At 62.0% G+C, this 13,530-nt stretch carries 12 protein-coding genes; 1 reads left to right on the top strand and 11 read right to left on the bottom strand.

Features of this window, described 5'->3' with window-relative positions; genetic code table 11:
- Nucleotides 1-29: 29 nt before the first annotated feature.
- Entirely contained in the window at nucleotides 30-1,058 is a 1,029-nt protein-coding gene (locus tag ACZ1I2_RS10330) for a glycosyltransferase family 4 protein (protein ID WP_465174183.1), read from the top strand.
- 68 nt (nucleotides 1,059-1,126) lie between these two features.
- On the opposite strand, the gene ACZ1I2_RS10335 is transcribed toward ACZ1I2_RS10330, so the two are convergent.
- The 11 genes from ACZ1I2_RS10335 to ACZ1I2_RS10385 all read right to left on the bottom strand — a co-directional run bounded on the left by ACZ1I2_RS10335 (nucleotide 1,127) and on the right by ACZ1I2_RS10385 (nucleotide 13,521).
- Nucleotides 1,127-1,963, bottom strand: coding sequence for a glycosyltransferase family 2 protein (locus tag ACZ1I2_RS10335; protein ID WP_465181633.1), 837 nt, complete (start codon nucleotides 1,961-1,963; stop codon nucleotides 1,127-1,129).
- A gap of 2 nt (nucleotides 1,964-1,965) precedes the next feature.
- Nucleotides 1,966-2,958 (bottom strand): UDP-glucose 4-epimerase GalE, encoded by a 993-nt coding sequence (gene galE, locus ACZ1I2_RS10340; RefSeq protein WP_465174181.1) that lies wholly within the window; start codon nucleotides 2,956-2,958, stop codon nucleotides 1,966-1,968.
- Nucleotides 2,955-3,572, bottom strand: coding sequence for an LbetaH domain-containing protein (locus tag ACZ1I2_RS10345; RefSeq protein ID WP_465181634.1), 618 nt, complete (start codon nucleotides 3,570-3,572; stop codon nucleotides 2,955-2,957). Before ACZ1I2_RS10345 ends, galE begins: the two co-directional genes overlap by 4 nt.
- The gene (locus ACZ1I2_RS10350) at nucleotides 3,527-4,699 is read right to left on the bottom strand and encodes a glycosyltransferase (RefSeq protein ID WP_465174179.1); all 1,173 of its coding nucleotides are present in this window, start codon (nucleotides 4,697-4,699) and stop codon (nucleotides 3,527-3,529) included. The genes ACZ1I2_RS10345 and ACZ1I2_RS10350 overlap by 46 nt, the downstream gene beginning before the upstream one ends.
- Nucleotides 4,696-5,958: a glycosyltransferase family 4 protein gene (locus tag ACZ1I2_RS10355; RefSeq protein ID WP_465174178.1), complete on the bottom strand. Its 1,263-nt coding sequence runs from the start codon at nucleotides 5,956-5,958 to the stop codon at nucleotides 4,696-4,698. Before ACZ1I2_RS10355 ends, ACZ1I2_RS10350 begins: the two co-directional genes overlap by 4 nt.
- A gap of 33 nt (nucleotides 5,959-5,991) precedes the next feature.
- Nucleotides 5,992-7,119, bottom strand: coding sequence for a glycosyltransferase family 4 protein (locus tag ACZ1I2_RS10360; RefSeq protein WP_465174177.1), 1,128 nt, complete (start codon nucleotides 7,117-7,119; stop codon nucleotides 5,992-5,994).
- Nucleotides 7,116-7,949, bottom strand: coding sequence for an FkbM family methyltransferase (locus ACZ1I2_RS10365; RefSeq protein ID WP_465174176.1), 834 nt, complete (start codon nucleotides 7,947-7,949; stop codon nucleotides 7,116-7,118). The genes ACZ1I2_RS10360 and ACZ1I2_RS10365 overlap by 4 nt, the downstream gene beginning before the upstream one ends.
- Nucleotides 7,950-8,099: 150 nt before the next feature.
- Nucleotides 8,100-9,272: a glycosyltransferase family 4 protein gene (locus ACZ1I2_RS10370; RefSeq protein WP_465174175.1), complete on the bottom strand. Its 1,173-nt coding sequence runs from the start codon at nucleotides 9,270-9,272 to the stop codon at nucleotides 8,100-8,102.
- Entirely contained in the window at nucleotides 9,269-11,266 is a 1,998-nt protein-coding gene (locus ACZ1I2_RS10375; RefSeq protein ID WP_465177155.1) for an acyltransferase family protein, read from the bottom strand. The genes ACZ1I2_RS10370 and ACZ1I2_RS10375 overlap by 4 nt, the downstream gene beginning before the upstream one ends.
- Nucleotides 11,267-11,373: 107 nt before the next feature.
- Nucleotides 11,374-12,675, bottom strand: coding sequence for a hypothetical protein (locus ACZ1I2_RS10380; protein ID WP_465174174.1), 1,302 nt, complete (start codon nucleotides 12,673-12,675; stop codon nucleotides 11,374-11,376).
- A 27-nt stretch (nucleotides 12,676-12,702) separates the two neighbouring features.
- Nucleotides 12,703-13,521, bottom strand: a complete 819-nt coding sequence (locus ACZ1I2_RS10385; protein ID WP_465174173.1) for an FkbM family methyltransferase — start codon at nucleotides 13,519-13,521, stop codon at nucleotides 12,703-12,705.
- Nucleotides 13,522-13,530 lie beyond the last annotated feature (9 nt).

Here is a 13,530-nt window from a genome sequence, read left to right on the forward strand (position 1 = left end):
CCTCTCTTCAATTTGGGAAAGAGCAGCGTTTGAAGATTATCTGGTGCGCCACGTCGTTCCTGCCGCGCGTCGGTGGAATCGAGAACATCGCCGACATGATGGCGCAGGCGCAGGCGCTTGCCGGCGATGACGTGACTGTGCTGACTCTTTATGACGGCCCTCCAATGCCGGAGCGTGCCTATCGCCTGATCCGGAATCCCTCCATGCTGACGGTCTTTCGCATCTGTCGTGAGGCGGATGTCGTCATCATGCCCAATATTGGGCTGAAGCTGGCCATGTCGGTCGTTGCCTCGGGCACGCCGCTCTTCGTCTGGCACCAGCATGAATATCGATTGTCTGACCGATCGGATCGGCAGCAATCCTACCCGACGCAACTCAAGGGCTTGCTTATCAAGCGTTATGTCACGGCCAATTTCGGGTGCAGCGATTACATCACCGCCACTCTGCCGCCGGGTCGGCCCCGCCTCACGTTGCTCAACCCTTATGACGCGGATGTGATCTACGAGGAAGAAGGCGTCGAGCGCGACCAGGATATCCTCGCGCTTGGCCGGCTCGTCGACGAAAAAGGCTTCGATGTGGTGCTGCGGGCGATGGCACTGCCGGGAGGCCCGCTGGATCACGCCAGGCTCACGATCGTCGGCGAGGGCTCAGCTGAAGGAAAACTGCGGGATCTTGCAGCGTCACTGGGTTTGTCCGATCGCGTGGAATTTTTCGGTCCGGCCCGCGGTGCAACGATCAGAAAATTGTTGAACGCGCACAGGATTCTCGTCGTCCCCTCGCTCTGGCCGGAACCCTTCGGTATCGTTGCGCTTGAAGGACTGGCGGGCGGTTGCGCCACCGTGGTCTCGGATGTTGGGGGATTGGCCCAGGCCGCGGGAACACAAGGGCGGTTGTTCCGTTCGGGCGATCCCGTTGATGCGGCACGGGCGCTCGCGGCTGCGTTAAGCGAACCGCGCGACCCGAATCCGGCCGCGCGACAGGCCCATCTCGCCCGGCACACGGCGCACGCCGTGGCGAAGGAAATGCGTCGACTGATGGTTTCTTTCCTGCCGGCGTAGAGCCTGGTCTGGGATGCCGGACGGGCTATCTGCCGCGCCGTCGCATGGGCGTCGCATGGGCGATGCCGTCAGGGCTTGATGTTGCGCGCGGCAAAACGGCGTTCGATCAGGAAGAGGGCGATCATCGCTTCGTAGAGCGCGTTCATCACGCAATAATAAAGACCGACGCGGCCGTCCAGAAAGCCCATGCGCAGCACCGTCATGTAGAAGAAGCGCGCAGGCGGCCGGGCAAGGGGAGGGAGCCTGTTTGCCATGCGTTTCATCGCCCGGCGCCGATTGGTCGAGCTGAGCTGGCCTGCTTCGTCCGGCGCCACCGCCTCGGCCCGTGATTGGACAATCTGATCGGCCTCCGCACGGGCATAGCCGACATGCTTGACGAACCAGTTTCTCAGCCCGTGGGAAAAAGCATAATGATTATAAGGCGTGTCGAGCGTGGCGACTTGGCTGGCCGTCAGGTTTTCGCGCTGGCCATGGCCATGTTCGTGGAAGGTACACAGGTCGCGGTCGCCGAGCCGCACCTGATAGACCGGATACATGCCCGATCGCCGGAGCCATTTGCCGAACAGGATCGTCCTGGACGGAATACGATATCCGTGGATGCCTGCCGGCGGAACGAGCCGTTCGACCGCGGCCCTGAATTCGGGCGTTACTTCCTCGTCGGCATCGAGGTGGAGCACCCATTGGCAGCGAAGGTCGCCGTTGGCGAGCGCCCAGTTGCGCTGCGTCGAGAAATTGACCCAGGGATTGTGCATCACACGCGCGCCATATTCCGCGCACAGCGCGAGCGTGGCGTCGGTGCTGCCGGAATCGACGACCAGGATATCGTCGCACCATGCCAGCGATTGCAGGCACCGCGCGATATTGCCCTCTTCATTGAAGGTCAGGATGACCGCCGAGACCTTCATCGTCAGGCCGTATGCCGCGCAGGATTGTCGGCGGCGCGCAGCCACGCCCAGGCGCTACGCATGATCGTGTCGATATCCGAATGCCGTGCCTGCCATCCGAGCGTCGCCAGCGCCTTTGCCGGATCGGCGACCAGCACCGGCGGATCGCCGGGCCGGCGTGGCTTGATGTCAACGGCGATATGGCGACCGGTGATGCGCTCGGCCGCGGCGATAAGCTCGCGGACGGACAGGCCATATCCCGTTCCCAGATTGATCGCGTCGAATCCGGCGGTACCGCTCAATCTTTCAAGGGCGCGACAATGGGCGTCGGCCAGATCCTCCACATGGAGGAAGTCACGTACGCAGCTGCCATCGGGCGTGTCGTAATCGACGCCGAGGATGGAAAAGCGCTTCGCCGGATCCGCGGCCGCCTGAAGGATCAGCGGAATGACATGGGTTTCCGGATCATGCGCTTCCCCCAGATACCCCTCCAGATCAGCACCCGCGGCATTGAAATAGCGGAGCGCGACGCAATCGATCTGGTGCACGGCGCTCACGCCGCGCATCATCGTCTCGCCGAACAGCTTGGTATCGCCATAGGGGTTGATCGGGCGCTGCCGTGTGGCCTCGTCGATCGGCACGACGTCGGGGATCCCATAGGTTGCGCAGGAACTGGAGAAGACAAATTTGGTGACGCCGGCCTCCACGGCCGCTTCCAACACGTTGCGCGTTCCGCCGACATTGTTGCGGTAATATGCCAACGGCCTGGCGATCGACTCTCCCACATAGGCAGAGGCTGCGAAATGAATAATCGCGTCAGGCAGATGCCGCGCCAACGCAGCGTGAAGCGCGCCGACATCATTGATGTCGCCTTGGACCAACGGACCGAAACGGGCGAAGCCGCGGTGGCCCGTAGACAGATTGTCGAAGACGATCGGTTCATGGCCCGCCGCCGCAAGCTTCTTGCAGGTGTGACTGCCGATATAGCCGGCGCCGCCGGTGACCAGGATTCTCATCGCCTTCCGACCTCGCGCGCGGGGTTGCCCGCCATCACCGCACCAGCGGGCACATTACGCATCGCCACCGCCCGCGCGCCAACCACTGCCCGCGCGCCAATGGTGACGTGTGGACCAACGAAGCTATCGGCGCAGAGCCACGCCTCATCTTCCACCCGGATCGTCGCGCGAATCAGAGGCATGTGGGGATCGCGAAAATCATGCGTTCCAGCACAGAGATGTGCGCCTTGCGAAACCGTGACCCGCTCGCCGATGCTGATCGCGGCCAGATTGTACAGGATCGCCCGGTCGCCTACCGACGACCAGTCGCCGATCTCGAGCTGTGACGGCATGAAGATTCGCACCGTCGGATAAATCTGGCAATGCCTGCCGATTCTGGCACCGAACAGGCGCAGCCAACTTGCGCGCGCGGCGAAGAAGGGGCGAGGGATCGCCGCGAAAACCAGCCTTCCCATGCTCCAGGCGATCCGCGCAAGGCGCTCACGTCTCGTATAGTTCGAGGTGCGCCGGTTCGCCGCGATGTCGATGCGGGGTGCGGTCCGGTCGGATGGAGGTGTATCCGCCATGATCAGCTCGCGATATGATGCGGGCGCGGCCCCCGGCCTGCCAGCCACGAGAACAGCCCGATGTGCTGATCCACGATTCGCTCCCAGGTGAAACGTTCCTCCACCAGCCGACGGCCGCGCTCGCCAGTCCTCACCAGAGCGGACGGCTGATCCAGATGATACTGAAGCGCGGTGGCCAGGGCGCCGGGCTCGTTGTCGATGCGACAGGCCGCGCCGGCAACAAACCCCTCCGGTATGTTGCATGCATCGGTCATCAGGACCGGCTTGCGGTGGGCCCATGCCTCCAGCACGGTCATGGGCATGCCCTCGCTATAGGATGGCAGGATGAACGCATCGCATTGGGCATAAGCGGCCTGCTTTTCCTGCCCGTACAAGGGGCCCGGGAATGTCACATTGCCGAGCTGTCGCTCCTCTGCAAGCCGCGTGAGTTGCTGGAGATGATTGCCGTCGTCCCATCCGGCGATCTGCAACTCCCAGTCGTCGCGGATTGCGCGCGACGCTTTCCCCGCGATCGCCCATGCTTCGATCAGCTCGGCGATTCCCTTTTTCGGGTGAATCCGCCCAAGAAAAAGCAGTTTCTTCCGCGACGGATTCGCGGATGAAGATTCCGGCTCGTCCATGGGCAGCGCGACGCCATTGGGAATGACGGCGATCGGCACCCCGAGACCCAGCGCTTCGATGGCATCGGCCTCCGCCCAGCACAAGGCACGCAGAACAGCGGCGCCGCGCAGATTGGCATTTTCAAACGCCCATTTCGCGACGCGCTTCTTCACATGGCTGTTTCGCTGTGCCCAGGGGTCGAGCATGCCATGTGGCGAAATGACCAGAGCGCCCTCGTTCCGCCGGTTCCAGCGACGCGCGGCGACGGAAGAATAGTTCCAGAGGCCATGCAGGTGGAGGGCATCGTAGCGGTTTGCGCTGAGCTCGCGGCCCAATCCGGGAGCAAAGGCGAACCGTTTCGGCCCGACCACGGGAAACGCGCGAAAGCGATCCACCTTCCATGCATCGCGGCCGACGTTCAGGCCCTCGTCGACGACGCCGTACACCGACACGATGTGTCCGCGATTATGCATCAAATTCGCCGGGAGCCTGACCGATTCGAACAAGCCGCCGGCCTCCGCACTAAGCGATGCGGTCAGGATACCGAGGTTCAACGGGCGAATACTGCCGGTCATTGCAGCGACCGCCGCCACATTGCGAAACCGATCGCAATTCGCGCCATCGCTGATGGGCGCTTGCGCGGCGTTGCCACCGCGTAACGAGCGGCATCGGCCATACCCTGCCCGAACCGGCTCGGCTCCCATGCCGCGATCAGCGACCGGCTTGCTTCTCGCATGGCGGCCAGACTTTCGGTGGCCGCAATCGCCTTCATTCCCGTAACCAGTGCCTCTGTGTCGAACGGGGAGAAAGTGAATCCATTGACGCTGTCGCGAACGAGCACCGAGGTGCAGCCGCACCGGTCCGAGACGAGAACCGGCAGACCCGACGCCATCGCCTCGTTCACTACCAATCCCCATTGTTCGACCGTGCTGGCGTGGACGAAACACCCCGCAGTTCCGTAATAGGCCGGCAAAGCGTCATACTGCCGAAAGCCGGGCATATGAACATGGCCCTCGAGATTCAGCGCCGCGCGCTGCCGCTCCAGTTGTGCGCGAAGGTCTCCGTCACCGAGCAGGACCAACGGCCAATCTGCGGGGTCATCGGTACGGGCTTGCCGGAAACGGGCATAAGCATCGAGGACGACGGCGAGGTTCTTCTTGGGGATGAAGCGGTTTGACGCGAGGAAATAGCGACCCCGCGCCGCCTCGGGAAGACGCTCGTCCCGATTGCCTAGGGGCATCGCAGCATCGCGGGCGGCATTTGCCATCCGCCGGAAATAGCCGTTGTCGACAATGTTATAACCGCGAAAAATCGCCTCGGACGGCAAGCCGAGTGTGTGGAGATACGCCGCCTGCCCGTCACTGCTGCAAAGGCCAGCGGTAAAATATTCGAAAACCTGCCGCTTCAGGAACTCGGTGGCCCATTTGCGCCGAAAATCCCATGGGTTCGTCTCGGACATCGTTATGACAGGAATATTGCGCGCGACCGCCCAGCTCGCGAGGGCAAGCGCCATCTGGGACGACCATCCGGGAACCGCGATCACGTCCGGCTTGAAAGGGCCTACCTTTTCATCGATCGCGGCAAAGATGTCGCCGGGGCGATCCGAATTTTTTGTCGTGCTCAGCACGACCCGGGCGAGCCCTTCGGGAGCGTCAGGAGAATCCCACGCATAAAGACTGCTTGTCGACGCCCGCTCGACGGCAAGAACATCGACCTCCTTCGCCGCCGCGGCGAGACGGGCGATATGATATGGGCCGAAATTGTCGAAGGCGATCGCTACGCGAATATTACCGCTCCCTGCGTACTCAAGGCTGGTATCGCGGTTTTGTTGCAACCGCGAGGGAAACTTTGTGGGCGATGATCTTGCTCAGGCAAACGCACCGAGATAGCCCCGCAGCCTGGTAGCCGCCGCCTTCCAGGTGAATCCGGCGCCGCGTTCCAACCCACGGGCGACCAGCTCGGCGCGGGCCGAATCGTCGGACAGGAGGCTGTCCAGCGCCGCCACATGCTGGGCGGGCGACGATGGATCGACCAGCAAGGCTGCGTTGCCCGCGACTTCGGGGATCGAGGAACTGTTGCTGGCGACCACCGCGGTGCCGCAGACCATCGCTTCGATCACCGGGATGCCGAAACCTTCGTAAAGCGAAGGAAACCAGACGAGCTGGGCTGCGTGATACAGCGAGCAAAGCGTATCGTCGCTGACGAAGCCCGGCATGATGATCGATGCGCCGACCGCCCTTGCCCGCTCGGCATAGCCGGGCGTGCATTGGCCCGTAATGACCAGCAGGAGGTCGGGGTGCATCGCTCGCACTATGGGCCATGCCGCCAGCGCGACATCGGCGTTCTTGCGGTAGGACAGGCCACCCGGCAACAGGATGAACGACCGACCGCTCAGGCCCAGGTGTCCCAGCTCCGCCTGACCCGCTGCGTCAGGCGGCTGGAAGAAGCGCTCGGTTACGCCATTGTGAACCACGCGGAGACGATCCCGCATTGCCGGATGGAAATGCGCGATGCGTTCGGCGGAGAACTGCGAGACAGTGTGGAACATGTCCACCTTGCGTTCGAGCTTGCGGTACAACATCTGCCACTTCGCCTTTTGCCGGGCGAAGCCCGAATCGCGGGGCAGGGCGCTGGGCTCGAAATAAGACGCGTCGTGAAGCGTGACCGCGCTCTTCGCGCGTCGAGTCGGTACGTAGGATTCGCTGGTGCAGTAGACGATCTCGGCGTCCGGCCACCAATGCTCGGCACGCGGTCGATCAGTCGCGATCCACAAGGCTTGCTGCCAGGACGTGTCCAGTGAAAAGTCGAGATAGCGATAGTCGCTCCAAGGCTTCCCAACCTTTGGAATCACCTCGCGACGATCAGCACGGTCGGCCAGGATTCTGATCTCGTCCTGGCCCAGGAGATCAAGCTGTTCCACGATGTTTCGTATGACGCGTCCTGCACCGGTGGCGTTATGAATCCGGCGCAGATGCACATAGGCGAGCAGCTTCATCGCGGAGTGGCTAGCCAATTCTCCAGCGCGATGCCCGATATTTCGTCGATCGCCGCGTGCGTCAGCGCGCCGCTGTCGGTCAACCGATAAAGGTCATAGCCAGCGTCAAGCAGTATCCGCGCCGGGTCGGCGGGGTCGAAGCCAGCACGCTCGGTCAGGGCCGGGCATACCTCGAAATAGATCGCCGCCGGGCGAATCTTGTTCAGCACCTGCCGAGAGCCACGTAGGACGAGCGTCTCATATCCTTCGACATCGATCTTCAGCAAGCCGATGTCGGTGATCCCGTGCCTGGCGGCGAAGCTGTCCAGCGTCGTCGCGGGCACTTCAGCCGCATGGCCGCCACCATCCTTGCTGATGCTCGCTGTGCCGCGTTTGACCGGGTCGTTGTCGAACATCACCGTTCCATCCGCATCCGACACGGCATAGCGATGGCAGGACACCTTCTTCGCGCCATTGCGCGCGATATTGGCTTCGAGCGTTTCGAAGGTCGTCGGATTAGGTTCGAATGCGTGAATGGTCCGATCCGGGAACCGGCGCGCGAGCACGAGGCTGACCAGCCCGATATTCGCGCCGACGTCGATGATCGGCCCGTCGCCGAACGAGCTTTGTTCGAAGAAGCGCCGCTCCGCCGCGTTGATGAACTCGGGCACCGAGTGATATTCGGAGAAACTGGAGAAGCCGCCCACTTCGATGCCGTCAAGCAGATGCCGGGAGGGATTGCCCCCCGATCGGGCGGAACTGGCAATCCACGCCAGATACTCTCCGACCATGGCGGGATCGCGAGCAAGGCTGGCCGCGTTGCGGGCTAGTTTCGAACCGAAGCCAGCCATTTCAAGCGAGACCTTCGGACCGGTTTTTGCAAGCGTGGTCCATCGTGAGATTCTCCTGTCAACGCGTCTATATTAGCTGGAATTCGATCTGTCCTGCCTCAACTTCCTGGCCGCGCCTTCGAATCCAGGGCGGTCGGCAGATCGGTGTTTTCAGCCATCGCGCGAAAACTCCCGCAACGCGCCGACAAAGGCGTCTTCCCAGGCGCGTTCATCATACGCCATGAATTCCGCACGCGCTGACCGCGCCATCGTATTGCGCCGCCGCCGGTCGCCAACAATTGCCAGGATGGCGTCGGTCAGCGCATCCACATCGGTCGGAGGAACCAGGATTCCGCTCTCGCCGTCGCTGAAATCGACCCCTGCCTCGCGCGTGGTGACGACCGGCAGTCCAGCGGATATCGCCTCGAGCACGACGCCCGCCGACCCTTCGGCCAGCGATGGGAAAGCGAGAATGTCGGCGCGCAGGAACTCGGCGCGCATCCTGTCGCGCGAGATATGCCCCAGTATCTCGATATTCGGGGCGCGAAGCTGCTCCGCCGCCGCAGCCGTCACCCCGCCGGCGAAAATGAACTGGATTGACGGATCGCTGTGGGCGATCTTCGCCGCGGCGAGCGCGAGATATTGTGGCCCTTTGCGGAGATGGATCGAGCCGGCGAACAGCACGCGCTTGGGGATCGGATCGTTGGGCTGTTCGAAGGTGAGGCTGGACCCGTATCGAACCAGTCGGCATTTGGCTCGCGCTGCGGGATTATAGGTGGCGACATCGTCGATCACGCTCCGTGAAGGGCAGAACAGGCCGTCCGAACGGTCGATCATCGCCTGGCTGACCAAATCAAGGGCCGCGGCCGCCTCAGGCGAGTAGGGCGTCTCGCGCCACTGGGGGAATTTCTCTGCCTCGCGGTTCACGATCCGATGGGCCGAGGGCATGATGAATACGTCCGAGACGAACCTTGCGCCGTGCGTCGTCAATTCGTCGAACTGCAATCCACCAGCGAAATATTGGGAATAGATGACATCGGCTTCACGCAGGTCGCGCTCCCGGAACGCCCATCGTTCAGGCTCGTCGGGTGCGCGCTTCTTGGCGAGCAGAGAGCCCATCGGAAGGCGGCGCAGCGCTGAGCGCGGCAATCCAGAAACCACGCGCCGCGACAAGGGCTGTGCTTTTGAATGACCCGCCATCGCGGCCTTTACCAGAAATTGCTCGATCGACCCTTCCGCGACGGCAAAGTCGGTATAGAGCGCCTGCAGCGCGCCTGCCCTTTGAAGGAAGCGGGCAAGGGCATAGCCGTGCCGCGCGCCAGGCTGGATCAGGATCGTCTTCACCGGCGCGGTTCTCCTTGCGGAGCGCTTTGAGGCAATCCAGTATCTTTCAACCAGGGCCCGAGCACATCGCGGGCCGCATGCAGCGAAAGATGGTTACTGTCGCTGTAGAGGGGGCGACCATCCGATTCCAGCGCGCAAACCACAGCGCAGAAGGGTGCCAGCAATGGCACGTAGAGAGCTCCTTGTCGCTTGGAGATCATGTCGAGGACGGTGCCGGCGGGGGCGTCAGCTAGTCGGGCACGTTCCATCGTGTTCAGCCGGACCTGTCCGACGCCGTTATGGCGCGCGAGTGCCAGTATGGATGGTACGTCGAAGCCTGGTTCGGGAACGCTTCCGATAACGACAACCGTCTTACCCAACGCCCGCATCTGATGGATCGTGCGATCGAGCGAGCGTTCGAAGACCCGCAACGTCTCTTGCGCGGTGGGGACACTCGTCATCTCGTCCCTGAGGAAGGTCCGCAACGTACCGCCGACCTCCGGCACCGTCCCGCTCACCAACGGAGCCCAGCGTCCGGCGAGGAAGACGGTATGGATCGAAGGCGAACGGGCGAGGTCGGCCAGGAAATGCTGACGGAAGGCGTCGCATGCCGGGTCATTCATCGGCACCATCTCCGCGCCGAGCAGCGGCGGGCATCCCTGGTACCACCATAGGGTGCCCCGACCTTTGCCCGCCATCGCATATTCGATCGCCGGACGCAGTGCCGCGGCATGCGAATCACCGATGATCACATAGCTGGGGTCTCCCTGGCCTGGGCCGAACCGGCATTCCCGTGAACGGCCGCCAGTCTCATAGCCGGTGCAGGGCGTACGCAGGGGGTCGATGTCGAGCGCCGCAGCCTGCGCCGCCAGCACGGGCGGGCTAAGGCGCGCCGGCAGGCCGTTAAAGCAAGTGACGACAAATCCGGCCGAGATCAGAACCAGGGCACCGCCCACCGAAAAGCGCGCGATCGCCTTTGCTGGCCATCGCCGGGCGTCTCGAAACGGGCGCTCGACGAAGTGCCAGCTCACCGTAGCCAGAACAAAGGAGGTGAGGAGGGCGCCGAGGATCGCTTGCCATCCGAGATCGATCGCTGCGGTGAGCATCCTCGCGAACGAAAAGATCGGCCAATGCCAGAGATAAAGGGAATAGGAGATCAGTCCGATGAATACCAACGGCTGCCAGGACAACAGGCGCGCGGTGACGGTTGACTGGACGCCGCTGTGCAGCAGCGCAGCAGCGCCGAGGCATGGCAAAAGAGCAACAAAGCCCGGAAAGGGCTGCTGGGCATTGATCAGGAATACCGATCCGACCACCGACGCCAACCCGGCCAGTCCGACCCATTCGCTCGCCCGACGCGTCAATGGCGGGACGGCACCTATGCCAAGCAAGGCTCCAATCAAAAGCTCCCAGATCCTGGCCGGCAACAGGTAGAAGGCTCCAAAGGGACGGGTAAACGACAAATAGACGCTTCCCGCAAAGGCGACGACAAGGAGCAGCCAAAGGGCTCGATTGATGTTCATGGGCGCGCCACGAACCAGAATCAGGATCAGGGGGAATAACAGATAGAATTGCTCCTCAACCCCCAGCGACCACGTGTGCAGGAGCGGAGCGAAATTGAGATCGGGCGCGAAATATCCGGACTGCCGCCAAAAAAAGATGTTGCTCACCGACAGGACGGCGGCAATGGCGGATTGGGCGAAGCCGTCATAGTGCGTCGCCAGCATCAGCCGGTAACCGATCAGGAAACAGGCCGCGATGACGACGAACAGCGCGGGCAGGATGCGTCGAGCGCGGCGCTCGTAGAAGCGCAAGACCGAAAATCGGTTTTCCTGGAGCTCCGTCCAGATAATCTTGCTTATCAGAAATCCGCTGATCACGAAGAATATGTCGACGCCGACAAAGCCCCCCTGAAACAGGGGAAGGCCGCTATGGAAGAGCAGCACGGGCAGCACAGCAAGCGCCCTGAGGCCGTCGATGTCCCGTCGGTATTTGATCGTCGCACGACCCGCCATGGTCGTCACGTCAGGCCGCCAGCGACCGTCGAGAACGGGCGAAACGCATCAGGTGAACATGCTGCGCATCGACATGTCGGTGCCTCCGCTCGAAATAGCGGTCGGGCTCACGATCCGCCCTGCAATTGGGGCGCAAGCTTCAGGCGTTTCCCTTCGGCAATGGTGATGCGCGCGTAGCGGAAGGGCAGCCAGACGACGAGCAGCAGGAACGGCAACGAGCAGATGAATTCCTGAAAGGCATGCGTAATGCCGTGGAGGCCGGTACCCAGCAGGGACACATAGAGATACTGATCCCTGAGGCCGCCTACGGATGCCATGCTGAACAGCCAGCCGAAGATCCCACCCAAGAGAGCGAAAGCGAAGACACCGAAATACCAATAGTCGAGAAAGGTGTCGGAAAAGCCCGTTCTGGTTGCGCCGGCGGCGTAGTAGCGGTTGCTTAGCGGATTATCTGCGGTCTTGATCATCACTGCATTTTTCGCCTCACGCCCGAATATGAGCGCGGGAAAGTACCGGGACATCATGCCGTTATATAGCGATACGAAGGGGCGATAATCGCCCAGGTCAGTGGCGATCGCGATGTCCGTCACCGCGCCGGTGATCTCGGGCGCGGCAGCGACCTGCATATTCTTGCCATATTCGCCCGAAAGTACCTCGCCAGAGGTAAGCGCGCCAACCAGCGTCGTATCGTTGTTCTTTACATAGCCACGCAACATGCCCGCCTGGTTGACGATGAAAGCGCCGATCAGGCAGGCTGCAAAGAGGAAGAACCTCGGCATGACGAAGTTGCGGACGAGAAAGAGGCTACCGAAAACGATGATAGCGAATTCGAAGATGAATTCCCGTTTGACGGCGACGAGCAGGCCCGGGGAGAATATCCCCGCGGCGATTAAAAACAGGATCAGCGAGATGCGGCTTCTCGTCCTGAGAAAGATAAGGAAATTCAGCGCGGCGCCGAACACCAGCCCTTGGGCCAGCATCGCGTAGACGAGGACGATGCCGGTCCACCCGCCTTCATAGGTGGTTGACGCGGCGGTCCGCGTCATCATGAAGAAGCCGGCAGCGCCGACCAGGATCAGGACCAGCGACGCCTGCGCCATGCGCTTCTCGCTGTACATCGTCGCGATTTCGGCCTGCTTCTTCTCGGCAGTCTGTTTGCCCAGCATGCGCCCGAGCTGATATCCTACGAAGAGAAAGATGATCGCAAGGGTCATATAGGTCCAGGCGATCGTTGGATCGAACGGATCGGCCAAGCCGTCCTTTTCGACCGCCCAAGCCTGCGGCAGAAGCCACACCGACAGGAACATGCCGACGACGAAGGGGTATTCGAACATCTTGCGTGGCGCGAGAAGGGGCACGGCGCCTAATGCCAATATCAGCCCCGACAGGATCATCAGCGAAGGGCTCACAGGCGTTTCTCCACCATTGTCATGGGGTTATCGACGCGCAAGGAAGGACAGTGGGCCTTCCGCAAGATCGGCTCGAACGGCAATGAAGTTTGCCTGAATGAAATTGTCCAGCGCCGGCGCATATTCAAAATACTCGATTCTGTCACGCAACAGCCGGCCGATCCGCATCTGTGGCGCGAGCGACGCGAAGAAGTCGCGCAGAAAGGTTCGCGAGAAGATCGACATGTAATTATATTCGAACTGGATCACGTCGACTCTGCCAGCATCGATCAGGCTCCGGAAGCCCTCGATCACCTTGAGATCGTGCCCCTCGGTGTCGACCTTGAGGAACCTGATATGGGTGATGCCCAGTTCCGCGCAGACGTCCTCTCCGGTGCGACGCTGTACTTCGACGACTTCGCTCGCCATCGACATATCCTCGCCGATCGTCTCGATCGACGAAAAATGCGAATTGCCAGGCGTATAGTTGATTTCGACGGTGCCCACCGCGTTGGACAGGGCGTAGGGCAGGATTTCGGCCCCTCCACGCGCCAGATTGGCAGCGAGTCGCTCGCGGACCTGTGGCACGGGTTCGAACGCAATCAGCCTCGCGCCGGGCGCGTAGTCGAGCACCAGCCGGCTCCAGTCGCCGACATTTGCGCCGACATCGACGAATACTGCATCCTTTTCCGGAGCGCGTTTGGCGATCGTCTCGACCAGCCAGCGCTCGCCATTCAGATCGATGTCGGTCTCGGCGTTGCTCCACGCCATCACATAGCGCCGGCAGAAGACGTAAAGGGCGTTGCTGAACGGCGCACGGGTCGCGGCATGCCACGACATCAGCTGGCGGATCTGTTTGGCGATCACGCGGTGTTT

It is taken from the genome of Sphingomonas sp. BL-S-29 (genome assembly GCF_055521495.1).

Coding starts and splice junctions, on each gene's coding strand:
- ACZ1I2_RS10335 (WP_465181633.1), bottom strand. CDS start 1,963: ATGAAGGTCTCGGCGGTCATCCTGACCTTCAATGAAGAGGGCAATATC.
- ACZ1I2_RS10350 (WP_465174179.1), bottom strand. CDS start 4,699: ATGACCGGCAGTATTCGCCCGTTGAACCTCGGTATCCTGACCGCATCG.
- ACZ1I2_RS10365 (WP_465174176.1), bottom strand. CDS start 7,949: ATGGCTGGCTTCGGTTCGAAACTAGCCCGCAACGCGGCCAGCCTTGCT.
- ACZ1I2_RS10360 (WP_465174177.1), bottom strand. CDS start 7,119: ATGAAGCTGCTCGCCTATGTGCATCTGCGCCGGATTCATAACGCCACC.
- galE (WP_465174181.1), bottom strand. CDS start 2,958: ATGAGAATCCTGGTCACCGGCGGCGCCGGCTATATCGGCAGTCACACC.
- ACZ1I2_RS10375 (WP_465177155.1), bottom strand. CDS start 11,266: ATGGCGGGTCGTGCGACGATCAAATACCGACGGGACATCGACGGCCTC.